Source organism: Hoyosella rhizosphaerae (assembly GCF_014643175.1).
Taxonomy (GTDB): Bacteria; Actinomycetota; Actinomycetes; order Mycobacteriales; family Mycobacteriaceae; genus Lolliginicoccus; species Lolliginicoccus rhizosphaerae.
On record NZ_BMJH01000001.1, the window covers coordinates 568270 to 586129 of the forward strand.

Sequence of the window (17860 nt, forward strand, 5' to 3'; positions counted from 1 at the left end):
CGTTGCTCTTATTATCATTTATCTAGCAACTGAGTCTAGAGTGGAATGATGGCATCAGAAGTCGACTGGCCCGCCCTCGGGGCTGAAACCCGCCCCTGGGTGCCCCGCATACCGCCGGACCTCGTCGCCGCCGCCATCCGGCAACGACATGCCGGCCCTTACCAGGCCGCCATCGTTCCGGCCATCGCGCACCAGCCACTCCAGCTGCCAAGCTCGGTGCTCGCCTTCGCCGAACAAGCCGCCACCGAGCTCACCCGGTTCGACGCCGAACTCGGCTCCGACATCGCACCCTTCGCCGCCGTGCTCCTGCGCTCGGAATCCGCATCATCATCGATGATCGAGAACCTCACATCCAGCGCCAAAGCAATCGTCCTCGCCGAGCTTGGCGAGACCGCCAAGCGCAATGCAACCTCCATCGTCGCGAACACCCGCGCGATGCGCGCCGCGCTCGACCTCGCCAACCACCTGTCCCCAGAAGCCATCCTTGACATGCACCGAGCACTCATGGACGGAATCGACCCCCAGGCAGGGCGCTGGCGGGAGGAACAAGTATGGATCGGCGGCACTACCTACGGACCGCACGACGCCACATTCGTCCCGCCACACCACGAGCACGTCCACGCACTGATCGACGACCTTACGATATTCCTGCGACGCACGGACCTACCGGTGCTTGTCCTCGCTGCGATCGCGCACGCTCAGTTCGAGACCATCCATCCCTTTACTGACGGCAACGGCCGCACAGGCCGCGCGCTCGTCCATTCCTTACTGCGCGGCCGCGGCCTCGCTCGCAACGTGACCGTTCCAATCTCCGCCGGCCTGCTCACCGACACCACCCGCTACTTCACCGCGCTCACCGACTACCGCAACGGCGAACCCGAGCACATCGTTGCCACATTCGCCGACGCCGCGTTCGCAGCCACCGCCAACGGGCGCGCCCTCGTAGCGGACCTACGCGGCATCCGAGCACACTGGAGCACCGTCATCACCGCCCGCAGAGGCGCATCAGCTTGGACACTCGCCGACCTGCTACTCCGCCAGCCCATTATCGATGCGGCGACAGTCGCCGCGGAGCTTGGCGTCGCCCCGCAAAACGCGCAACGCGCCATCGCGCCGCTTGTAGACGCAGGAATTCTGACCGAATTCACAGGGCAGCAACGCAACCGTATGTGGCAGGCCCGTGCCGTGCTCAACGCGATAGACGAATTTGCTGACCGTGCAGGCCGACGGGCTCGATAGGCCACTCGAGGCACCGAATAATCGAAGCGTGGCAAGCACACACACTCCGCCCCGCGCGTTACCCACGGCATCATTGTGTTCGGTATCGCCGGATGGGCTTGTATCGCGATGCCCGCGCTCAGCCCCCGCAGATCAGCCCTCGCAGCCCAGCCGAACGGCGTCGGGGAATCCCTCGGCGGCCTGCGCGGCCCGCGACCGACCCAGGTTCCAATCAATCAGGCTGCCACTATCCTGGGGCGCTGCGATGATGCATTCCGCAAGCCCCCGGGGCAGCCCCTCGATGATCGCGGGGGTGGCATCAGGACCGAGCGACCGCAGGTAATGGAGGTCGATCTTGCCGATTTGCGCGTAGCGCTCGATATTGTGCTCCGCCACCCACGCCTCCGGGTTCATCAGCCCGATGCCCAGGATCAGCAGCGCGCCAGAAACGAGCGCTGCCCGCGGGATCCAACGCCCCGTGCGCAGCGCCGTGGCGATCAGCACGAGGACGAGCAGGAAACCCATCCACAGCTCGAAGCCGGTAACAAGCAGCCGCATGACAGTGAACCCGTAGGCCTCCTGGTAGACGTGCATGCGATACAGCGCCGAGGCGACAACCGCGAGGGCTAGGCTGCCCAGCAGCCCGAGCGCGGTGGTAAGCAGCGCGCGATCAACGGATGTCGCACGCGGCGCCTTGCGCGCCACGATTGCGACGGTGATCAGCGTCAGGAACGTCACGGCTACTAGCTGCCCGAACCCCTGGTGCACGTACTCGGCGTAGGTAAGCCCCGTGGTCCGCTGCACGTAATCGTGCCCGCCCCACATCGCGGTGGCCTGGGCTGCGACGAAAGCCATAAAGATCGCGATGAGCATTCCGAGCGGAATGATCCATTCGAACCTCCGGCGCACCGGGGTTGCCGGCGGCAGGGTCGCCTTCTCGACCGGTGGGGGATTGACCGCCACATACGTCGCGGCGAGGACGATGCCTCCGACGAAGAAGCCGACGAACGCCCGGTTGATGAACCCATCGACCTGCATATCGGGGACGATCCGGTCCGCCCACGAGCCGAAGATCGCATCACCGGAGGCAAAGAGCCCGCCGAAGACCACGAGCACCACCAGCGTGACCGCGACCGTGCGCACCACGGGCCAGACGCTGGAGCGCCGTGACAGCACGTTCAAGGTGTGGCCCAGCAGTGGCAACCCCCGGATCGCGGCGAGCACCCACGCCGCCATCGCCGCGACCATCGCCCCGAAGGACAGCGCCCCGGTCAGTCCTGCCATCGCTAGCACCGCCGCAGCCAGCACCGCGAGGACCGTCACCCACTCCGCCGCGCGCAGCACCAGCAACGAGGCCAGGGCCAGGCTGGTTACGGCGAGCATCATCGTCCATGGTTCACGCCGACGAACCGAACCGGCCAGGATCACCCCGCCCGCCGCGAGCAGCACCAGCAGCAGGCCAAGCCCCATGCTCGACTGGGCGGGCAGGATGATGGCCGCGAGCACGCCTACCGCTACGCTGCCCAGCACGAGCCCGGGTCGGGGTCGCTGATCCTTCTCCGGCCACGCGCGGCCGAAGAGCTGCGCTACCGTCGAATCGGCTACTGGCTGTACTGGCCGCATGGGTGGCACCGGCCCGCTGGGCATCTCTCTCGCAGTGAGCGTTCCCGCGCCCGCGGGCCCTGGCTCATCAGGCATGAGCTTCTCCTCCGTGTAATACCCGGCGCTTGGCAGCCGGGGTGCCTTGGGCAGGACAGCGCGCACGCGCGCGCCCCGCCCGGAATCCTCATCCGTGCCGCCGATGACGGCGATGGAGCCACCGTGCAGCTCGCACACCCAGCTCGCGATCGCCAGGCCCAGCCCCGTGCCGCCACCGGAGTTGTCCCACGAGCCGAAGCGCGCGAATACCCGCTCCGCCCGATCCGGCGGGATGCCCGGGCCCTCGTCGGTGACCTCCAGCGCCCACCGATCACCGTCGAGGGAGTCTGCGCGCACCGTCACGATGCCGCCCTCCGGTGAGTGGCGCACGGCGTTGTCCAGCAAGTTCGCCACGACCTGCGCGAGCCGTCCGGCATCGGCCTCGACCTCCCGCGCCCCGTCGGCGATCGCCACCTTGATGCGGATGCCGCGCTGCGCGCCGCCCTGCGCGCGCGCCTCGGCCACGCCCTGCCCGACGACCGCTTCGACATCGACGAGGCCGATATCGAGCCTGGCGACGCCACCATCGACCCTGCTCAGGTCCAGCAGGTCCGTCACCAGTCCGCTCAGCCGCTCGGCCTGCGCCAGAGCCGTTCGCAGGCTCTCGGAATCCGGCGATACGACGCCATCGACCAAGTTCTCCAGCAAGGCCTGCTGCGCTGCCAGCGGGGTGCGCAGCTCATGAGACACTGTCGCGACGAGCTGGCGTCGTTGCTGGTCCGCTGCCGCGAGATCGCCAGCCATCACGTTGAATGCCCGAGCGAGCTCACCTACCTCGTCCAGCGAGGTCGCCGTCACCCGCCGCGAATGGTCGCCGGTCGCCATCACCGCAGTGGCCGCGGTCATCTCCCTCAGCGGGGACGTCATGCCGCGCGCGAGCCATTGCGTGACGAGCAAGGCCACGACCACGGTCACCGGCATCGTCAGCCAGCCCGGCACGCCTGCCCGCGATCCCGCCTGTGCGACCAGGACAGCGACGATGACGCTCGCGCCCACGAGGATGCCCAGCTTCGCCTTGATCGACCGGAAGCCATCGAGCGGCCGCGCCCTGCTCATGCCGCCACCACCAGCGCGTAGCCGACGCCATGAACGGTGCGCACCCGGTGCGCCCCGATCTTCGCGCGCAGCGCCTTGACGTGGCTGGCCAGCGTGCGGGTTCCCGACGCCTCCGACCAGCCCCACACCTCGCGCATCAGCTCCTCGTGCGAGCGCACCACTCCTGGCTCGGTCGCCAGCGCCACGAGCAGGTCGAACTCCAGCGGGGTCAGGTGCACGGCCGATCCCGCCACGAGGACCTGCCGGGTACGTGGCTCGATGCTCAGGCCACCGACGGTCACCGCGACGGCGGCCGCGGCCTCCCGCGATCGCTCCACTCGCCGCAAGAGGGCCTGTACACGGGCAACGACCTCGCGCATCCGGAACGGCTTGGCGACGTAGTCGTCCGCGCCCACGCCGAGCCCGATCAGCACATCGGTCTCCGAGTCCCGCGCGGTGACCATCAGCACCGGCACCGGGCGCGTCGCCTGGATGCGTCGGCACACCTCGAGACCGTCGAAGCCGGGCAGCATCACATCGAGCACCACCACATCAGGCGCGTGAGCCTCGTGGGCAGCGACCGCCCCGGGACCATCGAAGGCCCGCACCACCTGGAAGCCCTCGGCGACGAGGCGATCGCTCAGCGCCTGATTGATCGCTGGGTCATCCTCGACCACCAGCACCACTGGATCTGTCATGCCGCAAGCGTATGCGAGCGCTCCTGCATTGATCGGGGCCAAATCGTGGAGATCCTGTGAAGATCCAGGCTTCCGCGCCCTTGTCCGGGCCGATGGGCCTCGACAGGAGCGTCAAGCGCGAGAGAAGCTGCGACAAACCCCGGGCAGGTTCTCTCGCGCTTGACGCTTTCCGGTGCTTCCGCCGACGGGTGCGGGGTGGGATCGTCGAGCTAGGCGCTGGGCTCGCCGTCGCCGGGGAGCTGCTTGGCCTCCCGTGCACTGAGCGAACGGCCGAGGGCCTGAACCTCCCGCTCCAGGTCCGGGATGATCCGTCGCGACATTCCCCGCGCAAGTTTCACTGCGAGCGGCGCCTGGATCATCGCCCGCGACCAGTACACCGTGCCCACAGATCCTGGGCTGAACACCCTCGACGCCCGCTTCTCCATCCCGGACACTATTGCAGCGGCACACTTCTCGACGGTAGTAGTCGAGTGCAGGGGCCACGGCAGCATGGAGCGGAGCTTGCGGAACGTCGGCAGATCATGTTCTGCGTCGCGCACCATGTCGGTGTCGATCCAGCTCGGGTGCACGGAACCGACTGTGACGCCAAGATGGGCAACTTCCATCGCGAAAGCGTGGGTCAGCGATTCCGCCGCAGCTTTGCTCGCCGTGTAGGCATGCAGACCACCGAGCGGAGTAAATGACGCAACTGAGCACACAGTCAGCACATGCCCCCGCGTTTCGGTGACGTGCGGAAGCGTGGCGTTGAGAGTGTTCCACACGCCTCCAACATTGATCGCCATGGAGAGGTCGAACGTCGCCTTGCCGATTGTCGCCACTGTCCCGTAGGGGGCAACGCCAGCATTGGCCAGCACAACATCAATACGACCGAAACGCTCCACGGCTGCCGCGACGGCCGTCTGAACCGCCTCGAGGTCAACAACATCGGTCTCAAGCGAAGCCGCGTTCGCATTACCGAGCTCCGCGCACAAAGCTTCCATCAGCTGTGGTTCAAGGCCCGCGAGGAACACCTTTGCGCCCTTCGCGGCGCACAGGCGCGCGACCTCCGCCCCAATGCCACGGGAGCCGCCGGTAATAAACACGACCTTCCCATCAAGGTTGATTCGTTCGCCCCGGAGCCTGGCAAGTGGGTTGTCCATGAGGCTAAACCTACCGCCTCCACGCAAGCCTGACTCCGCAAACTTGAGCCATCAACTGACTTGGCTAGCGCTCACAAAATCACCCTAAATCGGGTACGGACAATAACATTGTGGTCATCTGGAGTGATGCGCCTCGCTAATCGCTTCTAACACGAATCGATCTACCATATTGTTTCTCCTCGTTGGCGGCCGTGGGTTGCCCTGTATTAGTGGAGGAAATATGTCCGGATCTATCGAGGTCGAAGAAACCGCTGCACCTGCAATCAGCGATGTTTCCAAGTTCTCCGCCGAAGCGATCGGCACGTTCGTGCTTGTGTTCGTCGCTGTCGGTACAGCTGTGTTCGCAGGCGAATATGTTGGGTTCCTTGGCATCGCGCTTGCCTTCGGCCTCACGCTCGTTGCGTTGGCCTACGCGATTGGGCCGATATCAGGTGCCCACGTCAACCCAGCGGTGACGCTAGCGTTCCTTATCCTTAAGCGCCTCACCCCAGTTCAAGCAGCCGGATACGTCATCGCCCAGGTTGTCGGTGGCCTTATCGCCGGTGTCGCGTTGCTCGCGGTTGCCTCTGGACTGCCGACGTACGACCGCGCGGTAGATGGACTCGGGGCCAACGGATTCGGTGAATTCAGTCCCGCAGGCTATGGGCTTGGGTCAGCGATCATCGTGGAGATTGTACTTACGGCACTCCTCGTGTTCGTTGTTCTTGCTTCAACTGACAGGCTCGGCAATGCAGCACTCGCTGGCATTCCGATCGGCTTCACCCTTGCAGTCATCCACCTCGTGTCAATTCCTGTTGACGGCACCTCAGTTAACCCCGCACGAAGCTTGGCTGTGGCGCCATTCCAGGACGGCGCACTGGGGCAGATCTGGGCGTTTATTGTGTTCCCACTTATCGGTGGCGCTGTCGGTGTCGGCGTCTACCGCTTGCTGTTTCCGCGCAGCTGATCGAATGAGTTGAGACTGTGCCCCGGTTGCCACGGCTGCCGGGGCACAGTGCTGAGATCCATCCCCGGTACCCGGAGCGCACCGATAGATTGGAGCGGCAAAGGAGGAACGCATTGTCAGACGCTGGCCACTTCGTTACTGAGGTCATGTTCGACGGCCCACCAGATCTGCCCGGATACCCATTCGAACTTCCAGTCGTGCGAACACTAGCAACCACTGGCAGCCTTACATTCGCACCTGGGGTGACGTTCTTCGTCGGCGACAACGGTTCTGGTAAGTCCACGCTCGTGGAATCGCTAGCAGTGGCCGCCGGATTTAATGCCGAAGGCGGTTCAAAGTCTTTCCAATTCTCCACGCGATCATCCGACTACGCACTCGCCGATCGGATAAGACTGAGATGGAACCCCGGCAAACCCCGCTCGAACTTCTTCCTGCGTGCTGAATCGCTGTTCAACGTGGCAACGGAAATTGAGCGGCTCGGCATCCTCGACTTTTACGGAAGCCACTCTCTGCATGAACAATCCCACGGGGAGTCGTTTCTCCACCTCGCGAACCAACGATTCCGCCCCAATGGGTTCTATATCCTCGACGAACCAGAAGCAGCGCTGTCAGTGCAAGGGTGTTTGGCACTAGTCGCGCGTATCGCCCATCTCGTTCAACAGAACTGCCAGTTCATCATCGCGACGCATTCGCCGATCCTCCTAGCACTGCCCCACGCGCGCATCCTAGAAATCGACGGCCATGGCGCCATATCCAAGGTCGAGTACGACAGTGCAGAACCGGTACAACTAATGCGCAGGTTCCTGGACCGCCCCGATCTCTACCTGCACCATCTGCTCTCGGACGACTGAGACCATGTTCCACACTGATACGGTGAACAGGTGATTTTTGCGCCCAGTTCGAGCGTCATCGACACATATCTTGCTTCCGACGATGTAATCAATTTCCACACCCGCGAAGTCCTCAATACAGCGCAAATGCTGGGTGGACCCGAAGCCGCCTTCACGTTCGTACGGGACAACATCGCACACTCCAGAGACGCGGGGCGATGGAGCGCGGCATATAAGTCCGCAGATGTTCTCGAAGCGCAAAACGCCATCTGCCACGGCAATGCCCACCTCCTAGCCGCGCTACTTCGGGCGCAAGGAGTTCCCGCAGGTCTGTGCTAGAAAAAGACTAAGAGACGACGTCCCCGGTGGCTTTGTTCTGCACGCATTGGTTGGTATCTACAGCAACGGGAAGTGGGCTCGGATCGATGCCCGAGGCAACAAGCCTGGTGTGGATGCCCAGTTCGACCTCGACCGCGAACGAATAGCCTTCACCGCAGACCCCAAACGCGGCGAGATTGACTACACGCTGGTGTACCCCGAGCCACCGCCCGCCCTACAAGCGGCATTAAAAAGCGCCATTCCAGGCACCGCAAACTACCTCTACCTACCGAGCCGCCTAGACACGTAAACTCTGTGACATTCAGAAGCGTCCCGTGCAAGTTCGGCTCGCATGCGGTCAAAAACATTGCACTCCCATCAGGAGAACATTCGAATGCCCACTGCGCAGATTGAAGTCCGCCGTCAATACTCCGAAGCAGACGAGGTAGGCATCATTGATGCGGTCCACGCTGCGCTCGTTGATGCCTTTCGAATCCCGGCGGAAGACAAGCATGTGCGGCTTGTCGTGCATGAACCGCACAGGTTTGCGTCGTCACCGAAGCACGCGAACCCCGAGTTTTGCACACTCATCACCATCGACTGCTACGCCGGCCGATCCATCGAAGCAAAACGCAAGCTCTATTCGCAGATCGTGCAACGCCTTGCACCGTTCGGCATCGACCCACTCGATGTGCTCATCACTGTCCGAGAATTCCCAATAGAAAACTGGGGGATCAGGGGCGGTCAGGCCGCGTGCGATGTCAACTTTGGCTTCACCGTAGAAGTGTAGGGATCTCACGACAAGCGCAGAGCACGGACTTAATTTGCGCAACAATTTCGTCGCCAAGTTCTCTGCAACATTTGGTGAGTCAAGCCACGCCGTTTTGGCACCTCAGTGCCACCCTTAAATGTTCGCGCGCATACGTCCCACAGGATTCAGTTTGACTGCGCGTGCAACGGTGGCGCCTGGGTGCCACATGCTTTGGACGGAGCCGACCAGGAAGTGTTGCGGGGTTCGGCGGTGGCGGAGATGCTAGGGGCGTAGGCAGCGGAATCAGCTTCAACGACTAGCCATCAAATCCTTGGGGGCGGTAATGCCGCCAGGCCGGATGAGCGTTACGTCGGTTGGCACAGCACCCGTATTGGAAATGATGCGCGCTCAGCTTGTGTACCCAACCTCGTGATAGGCAGGGATGATCGTGGGACGACCGTACCGAATGTTTGCACTGAGCTTGTGCAGTGCAGCAGTGCTTGCGATGATCCTCGCTTTTCTTTTTGCCGCGCGACTCGACGGTGCAATTGGAACCACGTTTTCAGGTGTCCAAATCTCCCAGCCAGACACAGACGCGGACGCTGAGGGAGCTATCGCAGCGCTAGAGGACCTCGCCGCGCGCGAGAACGCGCTGATCGTCACAAGTGACTACGACCTCGTCGACGGCACACGCACCAACTTGTATGTTCTCGATGCCGGGCGCGGCAGCGAGGTGCTTGCCACAGGGCACCGACAGTTCACCCGAGGTGAGGAGCTGGAGACGCTTCCGCTCGCACCTCGGATGAGTGCCGAACTTGCCGGTGGCTACAATGTCGTCGGTCCAGACGGGTTTGCTTCGGAAGTAGTTCGAGTCCTGGATGAGCATGGTGTCTCCGCCCACGAATGGCACGGAAGTGTCATCGTTGAGATGCTCCAAATCCCGTCGAACCAGACGCTGTTGCTGCTATCTGTGCTGACGGTTATCGTCCTCACCGCCGCGGCTACGATGCTGTCGTCAAAACGGTACGCAATCAGTCGGCTCAATGGCTCGTCAATTGGCGGTCTGTTTTTGCGTGATCTGGCCGCAACAGCCCGGTACGGGGCAGCAGCGTTCGCTGCAACAGTGGGTGCGGGTTTCGCTGCACTTTATGCCTATAACCAGTTTGCCGAGGTCAGTAGTTTTTGGTTTTGGCTGGTGAGAGCATGGCTTCTCCTGTTGATTGTGTCGCTCCTGGCGCACTGGATCGTGCTGCTGGAGGTGTGTGCGACCCCATTGGCCGTGGGCATCAAAGGCCGAGTGCGTCAGATTCTGCTGGTCCCGGCGATCTACGCAGTACGTGTCGCAGCCCTACTGGTTGGCGTATCGATCATCACGGGCGCCGTTGCTGGATATCAGCACTACCAGAACTTCACTCAGGAAAATGCTGCTTGGCAGCCCCACAGCGAGGATCTTCTGATCAACATGGGTGGTCCTGCAGCAATGGATCCACATGACGATCGACCAATGAACGCTTTGGGAGCAGCCCTGCACGAGATGGAGGCAACAGGGCAGGTTAAATATGCGGATCGGACCTTCAGCCCTGATCTGATCACTGCCGATATTGATGCGCTGATCACCATCAACGCGTCGGCGGCCCAGTCCTACCTCACGGGTGTCGACGTCACCGCCGACCTCCCGACCACCGCAACGCGCGACACTACGATTGTTATCCCACCCCGATATGACGAGGCGTCAAAACTCCAAGTGTTGGCGAAGTACACCTCAGATTACGACCGGGAGGGTGCTCCGCCGCCGCGCATCGTCGTTGCCGAAGACTATCGACTGTTCTATCCAGACACCACAGGAGGGCCTGTGTTGTTCGACGAACCAGCAGTGGTGATTCGCGCTGACGCCGCTCCGATGGAATACGTCGGGAGCCTGGCCGGCAGAGGTGCGGTTCTGCTCACCGCGGAAGCGGCGGCGGGACTTGAGGCGGACCCGCGCGCGTACGGCGTCTTGCAATTCAACTCCGCCTACGACACATGGCAGGCAAGCCAATCCGTGTGGGTATCTGAGGTTCGAAAACTACAGTTCAACGCTGTAATCTCGGCAGCGCTGCTCATGATACTCGCCGTGGCATCGGTCATTGTGTACGAGTTGCGAAATGCGCAACGGCTGCGCATCCAGTTCGTTTCGGGTTGGTCGCCGCTGCTGTCACGCCGTTGGCTGTGGGCGGGCGAGGCACTGCTGTTCGCCTTTCCATTCGCACTCCTGTACCGGTCCTGGCGTCAGAATCAGGCTGTGCTGGCAGACCCCCTTTTCGCCTCAATGCCATCAGTTGAATATCTGCTCACTGCCGTTACCCCGCTGACCGTCACACTCGTCACGATTCTGGCACTGATCGCGCCACTGACGGCAGTGCTTGCCATCCGCCATCGCGAGCAGCGTCTCAGCGCGTCGAACATTCAGAAGTAGGAGAAACAATGGATATCACCATTGCGGGACTCTCAAAGTCGTATGGGTCGCACCACCTTTGGAGGAACTTGGACTTGACGATCCCATCCGGACGCATGCTGGCGATCACAGGAAAGTCGGGTTCGGGAAAATCGACGCTACTCAACTGCATCGGACTCATTGACAGCCCTGACGCGGGGTCCATCACCGTCGATGGTGCGGACATTACGACTTTCGGGGCGCGCAGACGACGAATTTACCGTCGCAATACTGTGGGTTACCTCTTCCAGGATTACGCACTGGTCGACAATGATTCCGCCTATAACAATGTTCGGCTTGCCTTTCCGTCGCTGTTTGTCGGTTCCGCGACCAAAACAGCGATCAACGAGGCACTCGCCGAGGTTGGGCTCTCCGGACGCGGCAAGTCCCCGGCGTTCAGCCTGTCCGGCGGTGAACAACAACGTGTCGCGCTTGCGCGCTTGTTGGTGAAGAACCCTCCGGTCATCCTGGCTGACGAACCAACCGGTGCCCTCGATGCGAGCAACGCGAAGATGGTTATCGAGGTGCTCCGAGGATTCGCCGACGCTGGTGCGACCGTTGTTATTGCGACGCATGACCCGACGGTCACTGCCGCGTGCGATGACACCCTCTCAATCACTGCAACCGCATCAGAAGTAGCGTAGGAACACCATGGCGGCGGATGTCCCTTAGGGTAGAAGCGGTCGTAGGGGCGGCCACTACCTGACGTCGGGAGGTCCACTGCGGTATGACCGATGACTACCAAGTCTGCCTGGCCCTTGCTCGCAGTGTTCATGCCGGCCTGAGCAAGATCGTAGCCGAATCTGGTGTCACACAAAGCGACTCACAGTCCGCTGTAGAACGGCTTCGCCTGGTTGGACTGGTACGTCGGTCCCGTGACATCGACGAGGCATATCGCCTAGTTCACCCTGCCTTTTGGGCGGCACGTTCCGTGATCCATCGTCTGCACACGCGCCCAGCCGAGACTACCGTTCCGGGTCTGCGAGAAATTGGTGGTTTTGCTGGTTTACAGCAACTCCTTGATGTCTGGCGGTGTACAAGAGCTCAAGCCTCGTCACCGACCTCACTCGACACGTTTTCCACGATGGTCGAGGAAATCCTGATCAAGGCAAGACACGACGTCACGTTGCTCCACACCTACCCAATCGCCGACACAGCGGGATTTTTGCACCACACCCTGGAATATCTGTCGTGCCGAGGTATATCGATTCGGGTCGTACGTGATGCAAGGTTTATGTCAGCGCCCGAATGGACACCGTATAGTCAAACGCTCGCGGAACGTAACATTCCAGTGCTGACCGCCGCTGAACTCCCTGGACGCGGCGTGGTGATCGATGGTGGTCGGCTCGCATTGGTTCATGAGGGTGAGCACACTACGCGAATCTATACCGACCATTCACCGTTTGGCCCCGAAATATCAGTCGGGGAGTTCGCTCAGTTCCCGCAACCACCGCTGCTTGTCATTCTGAACCAGCTCTGTTCCGGGGCTTCAGTTGGCCGAGTGGCCGAGTCGCTCGGAATGGCCAACCGCACGGTGCTGCGTGCGCGTGATCGATTGCGAGCCACGTTTAACGCACACGACACCCCAGGTCTGGTCTTCAACGCAGCAGCACTCGGTCTGATTGACCCGCCGCCGACTGCCTGAAAGTAAAAGTTTTCGGCACCCTGGAAAGCCGCAAATGTGGTTTCCAGCGTGCGAACGCCACCACCTCCGATGCCTGCTAGCGGGCGTCAACGAGTGGAGTGGAAGCCGATTCCCATGCCGCTTTGGTTTGTCGGACCGCCGACCACGACATGTGCAGAGAAATGCACGGTTTCAAGGCAAGAACGGATGTATTTCTCTGCACATGTGGCAACCAATTAGTGCCCAGTGTCGTATTCAACTCCAATAACGTCATCGTAGGTAGATCGCGGAGGTCATTAACCGCGCGACCTGAGCTGCGTCCTCGGCAAGGGTTTGGGGATCGGCTTGGACGCTAGCTAACGCCCAGTTTTCGATAGAGACACGGATCGCAGTGGTGGCGGCGGCAGCGAGGAGGCGCCCTTGCTGCGCGGTGTATTGAGCGACGGCGGGTGGCTCCCCGGATGTGAGGATTTGAGCTAGTTGACGTTCCGAGTGGTCGTTGACGTGTAGCCATACAGCCCGCAGCGCAGTATCAGATTCGGCGGCCTGAAGAAGCACGCGCACTAGTTCAAATGGCATGGCGTCCGTCGCGCCATTTCCCGCTATAGCCTCTCGCGTGGCCGCCTCGATTGCCTCGGGGAGTGCTCGACTGCTGGAGGTGCCTTGCAAGGCGTCGTTCAGGAGGTTCTGCCATCTCTGCGCTCCGAATGTCAACAGGGGGATGACCGAGTCTTGTTTGGAGCGGAAGTATCGGTAGAAGGTTCGCACGCTAACTTCGGCACGCTCTGCGATCGCTTCGACGGTGGTTTCAGCAACGCCCCGTTCTACGAAAAGTGTTTGGGCGGCATGCGCGATGTCTTGTTCCGTCGCCTGCTTGCGTCGGGTTGTGAGACTCATTACATCAGTGTGTCATAGACAGCCTAAGTGACATAGCCTGCCTATATGGCACGATGTGCCATCATGAGTTTCGCAAAGGTAAAAGGTGTGGGCATGGCAAAGAAATCGATCATCGTTGTGGGGGCAGGGCCCGGCGTCGGCTACGAAACTGCGGAAAGATTCGCCAACGAGGGATTTGCGGTAGGTCTCATTCGCCGGGATATTCATCAACTCGAGCCCTTTGCAGACAAACTCCGGGCTCAGGGACGCACTGTTCACGGAGTCTCAGCCGACGCCGCTGATCCGGAATCACTGGGTGCAGCGATAGTCCAACTGGGCGACGCGCTTGGTGGCATCGATGTACTTCTTTACAACGTGCCGGGACCTTTAGGCGAGGCATACGGCCCAGCCCTCGACATAGACCTAAACGCACTGCAGGAGTTCCTGACCTTGCGAGTGGTGAGCGTCCTGGCCTCCGTTCAAGCCGCTCGGCCACACCTTCTTGCCGGCAGGGGATCGGTGCTGATCACAAGCGGCCAGTCTGACCGCAATTCGTTCCCCGGGACCGGGCTCATCGGAGCACCCCAGGCGGCGTTGCGGATGTTGGCACGCCATATGCACGCCGAGCTTTCTGAACACGGCGTCTATGTGGGTTATGTTCCGCTCGACAATCCGCCCCTGTACTCGAACCCCGAATTGGAAAGCCAGCGCACTGATCTACCCGAAGGTTTTTCGCTACCAGCGCGCGTCATCGCCAGCGATGTTGCGGACAAGCTATACGAGCTGACCCGAACTCGTAACGCGTTCGAACTTGCAGTACACGCAAAGGAGCTGTAGCTCGCCACATTTCCGGAAGTATCTTGTCGTGCTTTAGGCTGCGCGGAAAGCTTGACACATGATCCGGCCGTAGAATTCGCCCAACGCGTCTGGGGTCCAGTGGCTTTCGGGATCCAGGATTGTTCGGGCGGCGGCTTCGCCTGATGCCATGAATAGCTCGATGAGTGCCGGGAGTTTTGTATCGAGGTCAGTTTTGCCCCACCATGATTCGAGTGCGGGGCGTATCCAGCGTGAGGAGTGATGCGCGACAGCCTGCTTGGCCGCGGCAAAGTTAGCTGCGACTGCGGGGTCAGGATCGGCGCTGAACAGTAGTCGCCACGCGCCGGGGCGCGACTCAATGAAGCGAAGCATTGCGGTGTACCCGGTAATGAAGGCAGCCTCGGGGTCAGGCCCTTGTGCTTGATGCAATGCTGCGACGAGGCCATCGTGCACAAGTGCGCTTTCGCGCTGCAACAGTTCTTCGATGAGTTCAACGCGGTCGGCGAAGCACTTGTAGACCACGGGGCGAGTCACGCTCATGCGGTCGGCGATGGCGCCGATCGTCACTGCACCAATTCCGGATTCGACCGCGATGTCGAGCGCCGTATCGAGCACCTGAGGGCGGCGGCGTTCGGGCCCCAGATGTGGCGCGCGGCCCCTGGCGGGGGCATCAGCTTTGACGGTCATGACACCAACCTAACAGATTCCTTCATTACTGTAGTATTTGCCTACATCGTTGTATCATTTGGTCTCATGACTAAGCTCTTCAATCCCATGGAACCCGACTTCGCCGAGTTCGACACCCGCACACGCGAGTGTTTCCAGGCCACAATCGATTTCTTCGAAAACCACGGCAAAGCCTGGCTTAAGCAGCAGGACCGCGACCGCGTGTGGTACTCGGAGTTCCTCACCATGGTGAAGAAGGAGCGCATTTTCGCGACCTTCCTGACCCCAGCATCTGAAGCCAACGGCGACCCCGACAAGCGTTGGGACACCGCCAGAAATGCCATGTACAGCAAAATCCTCGGATTCTACGGAATGCAGTACTGGTATGTATGGCAGGTCAGCATCCTGGGCCTCGGACCGATCTGGCAGTCGCAGAACACCGCAGCCCGCAAGCGCGCCGCAGACCTCCTTGAAGCAGGGGAGATCTTCGCGTTCGGACTGTCAGAAAAAGAACACGGTGCTGACGTCTACTCAACCGACATGATCGTGACCCCGCAGGGCGAAGGCACGTACTCTGCCAGCGGTGGCAAGCATTACATCGGCAACGGTAACCTCGCACGCATGGTGTCGGTATTCGCCCGTCGTTCCGACAAGCCAACCATCGACAGCGCCGACATTGAAAGCTACAAACCCGACGAAGACTTTGAGGGTTACCTGTTCTTCGCCGCCGATAGTCAGCATAAAAACTACAAGTTGCGCAAAAACGTCGTCGACGCACAAATGTACGTGGCCGCATTCGACCTCGAGGACTACCCGGTCGAAGAAGAAGACATCCTGCATGAAGGCAAGAGCGCCTTCCACGCCGCGATGAATACCGTGAACATCGGCAAGTTCAACCTTGGATTCGGCGCCATTGGCCAATGCGAGCACGTCCTCTACGAGGCACTCACACACGCCGAGAACCGCATTCTCTTCGGCAAGCGAGTCACAGAGTTTCCACAAATCCGCAGGATGACAGCGGAAGCGTACGTGCGCTTAATCGGCATGAAGCTCTACAGCGAGCGGGCGATCGATTACATGCGATCTGCGAATGCGGATGACCGTCGCTACCTGTTGTTCAACGCCATCGAAAAGATGAATGTCACCCGCGAGGGCGAAAAGATCATCATCCTGATGGCCGACACGATCGCTGCGCGCGGGTTCGAGACAGACATGTACTTCCCGATGGCGATGCTCGGCGCGTTCGGACTTCCACGCCTTGAAGGAACCGTGCACGTCAACATGGCGCTCTCACTGAAGTTCATGCCGAACTTCCTTTTCCGTCCGACCGATGCCGGAATGGCTGCCCTTCAGATGCTTCCCGTCGGCACAGCCCCAAGGGGTGCCGTCCGCGCACTATCGACAGGATTGCGCGCCGCCAGCAACAAGATCGTCCCGCTCGCTGAGCGCATCCCCGGCGCACCATCGGCATTACGCACCCACCCGGTACCTGATGTGCCGCACCGGCGCGATCCAGCAAACGACGACTTCCTGTTCAAGCAAGGTGCAAGTCGCGGCTTGAGCAAAATCGCATTCGCGGACTGGCGGCCCGTCTTCCAGAAGTTCGCACACATCCCGAACGTGGCTGTCTTCACGCAGCAAGCCGAGGACTTCCAAGCCCTGCTTGTCGCGGCGAAGCCGACAGCTGAGCAGCAGAAAGACGTGGACTTCCTGTTCGCGCTCGGCGAGTTGTTCACACTCCTGCCATACGCACAGCTCATCCTCGAGCAGGCCGAGATCGAGAACACTGACCTCGACGTCATCGACCACCTATTCGAGGTCTTCGTCACTGATTTCTCTTCGCACGCTACGAAGCTGCACTGCAAAACCACGGCAACGTCGGCGCAGCGCAAGCGCGCACTCGACCTGGTGCGCGAACCCGTCGGTGACCCGGCCCGCTTCGAGCGAATCGTCCAAGCAGCCCGAGGACTTGCGAACACCTACGAAATGAAGCCGTGACAGCTCTTTGTCTCCTGACCTAGCTTCGACGACGCAGTTTCGCGGGTAGGGATTTATAGGACGACACCGCCTCAACCCACCAGCACCGTGGCTCAGTACTCCAAGCCACGGTGCTGGCGTTTCCGCTGACCGTCTGTAGATAGGGGGACAATGTTTCGCGCACGGTCTCCGTCGACTATCTCGGGCCCTGGTTGCGGAATGGCAACTTCGCTCCACCCTCGTGTGCGACCTTCGCGGCGAAAAAGGCGGTCGCACCGGTCGCGAGTAAGGCAATGATGATTCCAAACGATGGGCCCGACGACGCAATCGTTTCGGGGAGGATCGCGTCAGGGTCATCAAACTGCACCGCACTGGTTCCCCGCACCACGATGTCAATCAGGATGATCAGCGTCAGAACAAAACTGGCCAAGCCTGCTATCGGAAGCACGAGGCGGGCCTTCGCCGACGTCGCAAGCGAAGTCACTACGCCGAGAAGGTAGATAACAGCGACACCAATCGCGATGACTGTCGGCACCCACCAAAGACCATTCCAGCCGTTCTCCGTCGCGGTCAGGCCGAGAAACGAAATCGAATACCACGGCAAGAAGCTCGCCACGACAGTCACTGCTACAGAGACGAGCAAACACCACCCTGCGACCGTGATTCCTTTGGTTGCATTCGACATAGTCGTCTACCTTCCTGAGGGGACATCATCACCGATGCCACCCCTAGAATTCCCTCACTTGGGTCGTTTCAAACCTGAAACAGGGGATAGGCATTGGGACCGTCCACCCA

At 61.1% G+C, this 17860-nt stretch carries 17 protein-coding genes and 1 pseudogene; 11 read left to right on the forward strand and 7 right to left on the reverse strand.

What is annotated here, in order from left to right; all coding sequences use genetic code 11:
- The first annotated feature begins 48 nt into the window (after window positions 1–48).
- Window positions 49–1239, forward strand: coding sequence for a Fic family protein (locus IEW73_RS02640; protein ID WP_188670406.1), 1191 nt, complete (start codon window positions 49–51; stop codon window positions 1237–1239).
- Between the two features lie 132 nt (window positions 1240–1371).
- On the opposite strand, the gene IEW73_RS16740 is transcribed toward IEW73_RS02640, so the two are convergent.
- The 4 genes and pseudogenes from IEW73_RS16740 to IEW73_RS02655 form a co-directional block, all read right to left on the reverse strand.
- Window positions 1372–2916, reverse strand: a complete 1545-nt coding sequence (locus tag IEW73_RS16740; protein WP_444542876.1) for a DUF4153 domain-containing protein — start codon at window positions 2914–2916, stop codon at window positions 1372–1374.
- 45 nt (window positions 2917–2961) lie between these two features.
- A pseudogene (locus IEW73_RS16745) lies at window positions 2962–3972 on the reverse strand (HAMP domain-containing sensor histidine kinase); the annotation flags it as partial.
- Entirely contained in the window at window positions 3969–4649 is a 681-nt protein-coding gene (locus IEW73_RS02650) for a response regulator (protein ID WP_188670409.1), read from the reverse strand. The pseudogene IEW73_RS16745 and the gene IEW73_RS02650, both read right to left, overlap by 4 nt.
- Before the next feature lie 209 nt (window positions 4650–4858).
- The gene (locus tag IEW73_RS02655) at window positions 4859–5788 is read right to left on the reverse strand and encodes an SDR family oxidoreductase (RefSeq protein WP_188670411.1); all 930 of its coding nucleotides are present in this window, start codon (window positions 5786–5788) and stop codon (window positions 4859–4861) included.
- Window positions 5789–6008: 220 nt separating this feature from the next.
- Between IEW73_RS02655 and IEW73_RS02660 the strand changes: the two genes are divergently transcribed.
- The 8 genes from IEW73_RS02660 to IEW73_RS02695 all read left to right on the forward strand — a co-directional run bounded on the left by IEW73_RS02660 (window position 6009) and on the right by IEW73_RS02695 (window position 12751).
- Window positions 6009–6734 carry an aquaporin gene (locus IEW73_RS02660; protein ID WP_188670413.1) on the forward strand — a complete coding sequence of 242 codons (726 nt, stop codon included), beginning with the start codon at window positions 6009–6011 and terminating at the stop codon, window positions 6732–6734.
- Window positions 6735–6847: 113 nt separating this feature from the next.
- A complete protein-coding gene (locus tag IEW73_RS02665; protein ID WP_229675690.1) occupies window positions 6848–7585 on the forward strand; it encodes an AAA family ATPase in 738 nt (245 codons plus the stop codon).
- A 30-nt stretch (window positions 7586–7615) separates the two neighbouring features.
- Complete coding sequence (locus tag IEW73_RS02670; RefSeq protein WP_188670416.1) at window positions 7616–7903, forward strand: transglutaminase domain-containing protein; 288 nt, start codon at window positions 7616–7618, stop codon at window positions 7901–7903.
- Between the two features lie 46 nt (window positions 7904–7949).
- A complete protein-coding gene (locus IEW73_RS02675; RefSeq protein WP_188670418.1) occupies window positions 7950–8192 on the forward strand; it encodes a hypothetical protein in 243 nt (80 codons plus the stop codon).
- An 84-nt stretch (window positions 8193–8276) separates the two neighbouring features.
- Entirely contained in the window at window positions 8277–8672 is a 396-nt protein-coding gene (locus IEW73_RS02680; protein WP_188670421.1) for a tautomerase family protein, read from the forward strand.
- A gap of 409 nt (window positions 8673–9081) precedes the next feature.
- Window positions 9082–11088 carry a bacteriocin-associated integral membrane family protein gene (locus IEW73_RS02685; protein WP_188670423.1) on the forward strand — a complete coding sequence of 669 codons (2007 nt, stop codon included), beginning with the start codon at window positions 9082–9084 and terminating at the stop codon, window positions 11086–11088.
- 8 nt (window positions 11089–11096) lie between these two features.
- A complete protein-coding gene (locus tag IEW73_RS02690; protein WP_188670425.1) occupies window positions 11097–11750 on the forward strand; it encodes an ABC transporter ATP-binding protein in 654 nt (217 codons plus the stop codon).
- Between the two features lie 83 nt (window positions 11751–11833).
- Window positions 11834–12751, forward strand: a complete 918-nt coding sequence (locus tag IEW73_RS02695; RefSeq protein WP_188670428.1) for a hypothetical protein — start codon at window positions 11834–11836, stop codon at window positions 12749–12751.
- 249 nt (window positions 12752–13000) lie between these two features.
- Here IEW73_RS02695 and IEW73_RS02700 read toward each other — a convergent pair whose 3' ends face one another.
- The gene (locus IEW73_RS02700; RefSeq protein ID WP_188670429.1) at window positions 13001–13627 is read right to left on the reverse strand and encodes a TetR/AcrR family transcriptional regulator; all 627 of its coding nucleotides are present in this window, start codon (window positions 13625–13627) and stop codon (window positions 13001–13003) included.
- A 93-nt stretch (window positions 13628–13720) separates the two neighbouring features.
- Here IEW73_RS02700 and IEW73_RS02705 point away from each other — a divergent pair, with 93 nt between their 5' ends.
- Window positions 13721–14443 carry an SDR family NAD(P)-dependent oxidoreductase gene (locus tag IEW73_RS02705; protein ID WP_188670431.1) on the forward strand — a complete coding sequence of 241 codons (723 nt, stop codon included), beginning with the start codon at window positions 13721–13723 and terminating at the stop codon, window positions 14441–14443.
- 33 nt (window positions 14444–14476) lie between these two features.
- Here IEW73_RS02705 and IEW73_RS02710 read toward each other — a convergent pair whose 3' ends face one another.
- Entirely contained in the window at window positions 14477–15109 is a 633-nt protein-coding gene (locus tag IEW73_RS02710; protein ID WP_188670433.1) for a TetR/AcrR family transcriptional regulator, read from the reverse strand.
- Window positions 15110–15175: 66 nt separating this feature from the next.
- On the opposite strand from IEW73_RS02710, the gene IEW73_RS02715 reads away from it, so the two are divergent.
- Entirely contained in the window at window positions 15176–17086 is a 1911-nt protein-coding gene (locus IEW73_RS02715) for an acyl-CoA dehydrogenase family protein (RefSeq protein WP_188670434.1), read from the forward strand.
- Between the two features lie 175 nt (window positions 17087–17261).
- Here IEW73_RS02715 and IEW73_RS02720 read toward each other — a convergent pair whose 3' ends face one another.
- Window positions 17262–17750: a hypothetical protein gene (locus IEW73_RS02720; protein WP_188670437.1), complete on the reverse strand. Its 489-nt coding sequence runs from the start codon at window positions 17748–17750 to the stop codon at window positions 17262–17264.
- Window positions 17751–17860: the final 110 nt, after the last annotated feature.

What these genes read in the sequence shown, in the direction of transcription:
- IEW73_RS02680 (WP_188670421.1), top strand. Translation starts at nt 8,277, where the DNA reads ATGCCCACTGCGCAGATTGAAGTCCGCCGTCAATACTCCGAAGCAGAC.
- IEW73_RS02695 (WP_188670428.1), top strand. Translation starts at nt 11,834, where the DNA reads ATGACCGATGACTACCAAGTCTGCCTGGCCCTTGCTCGCAGTGTTCAT.
- IEW73_RS02660 (WP_188670413.1), top strand. Translation starts at nt 6,009, where the DNA reads ATGTCCGGATCTATCGAGGTCGAAGAAACCGCTGCACCTGCAATCAGC.
- IEW73_RS02710 (WP_188670433.1), bottom strand. Translation starts at nt 15,109, where the DNA reads ATGACCGTCAAAGCTGATGCCCCCGCCAGGGGCCGCGCGCCACATCTG.
- IEW73_RS02715 (WP_188670434.1), top strand. Translation starts at nt 15,176, where the DNA reads ATGACTAAGCTCTTCAATCCCATGGAACCCGACTTCGCCGAGTTCGAC.
- IEW73_RS02650 (WP_188670409.1), bottom strand. Translation starts at nt 4,649, where the DNA reads ATGACAGATCCAGTGGTGCTGGTGGTCGAGGATGACCCAGCGATCAAT.
- IEW73_RS16740 (WP_444542876.1), bottom strand. Translation starts at nt 2,916, where the DNA reads ATGCCTGATGAGCCAGGGCCCGCGGGCGCGGGAACGCTCACTGCGAGA.
- IEW73_RS02705 (WP_188670431.1), top strand. Translation starts at nt 13,721, where the DNA reads ATGGCAAAGAAATCGATCATCGTTGTGGGGGCAGGGCCCGGCGTCGGC.
- IEW73_RS02640 (WP_188670406.1), top strand. Translation starts at nt 49, where the DNA reads ATGGCATCAGAAGTCGACTGGCCCGCCCTCGGGGCTGAAACCCGCCCC.
- IEW73_RS02655 (WP_188670411.1), bottom strand. Translation starts at nt 5,788, where the DNA reads ATGGACAACCCACTTGCCAGGCTCCGGGGCGAACGAATCAACCTTGAT.
- IEW73_RS02720 (WP_188670437.1), bottom strand. Translation starts at nt 17,750, where the DNA reads ATGTCGAATGCAACCAAAGGAATCACGGTCGCAGGGTGGTGTTTGCTC.
- IEW73_RS02700 (WP_188670429.1), bottom strand. Translation starts at nt 13,627, where the DNA reads ATGAGTCTCACAACCCGACGCAAGCAGGCGACGGAACAAGACATCGCG.
- IEW73_RS02690 (WP_188670425.1), top strand. Translation starts at nt 11,097, where the DNA reads ATGGATATCACCATTGCGGGACTCTCAAAGTCGTATGGGTCGCACCAC.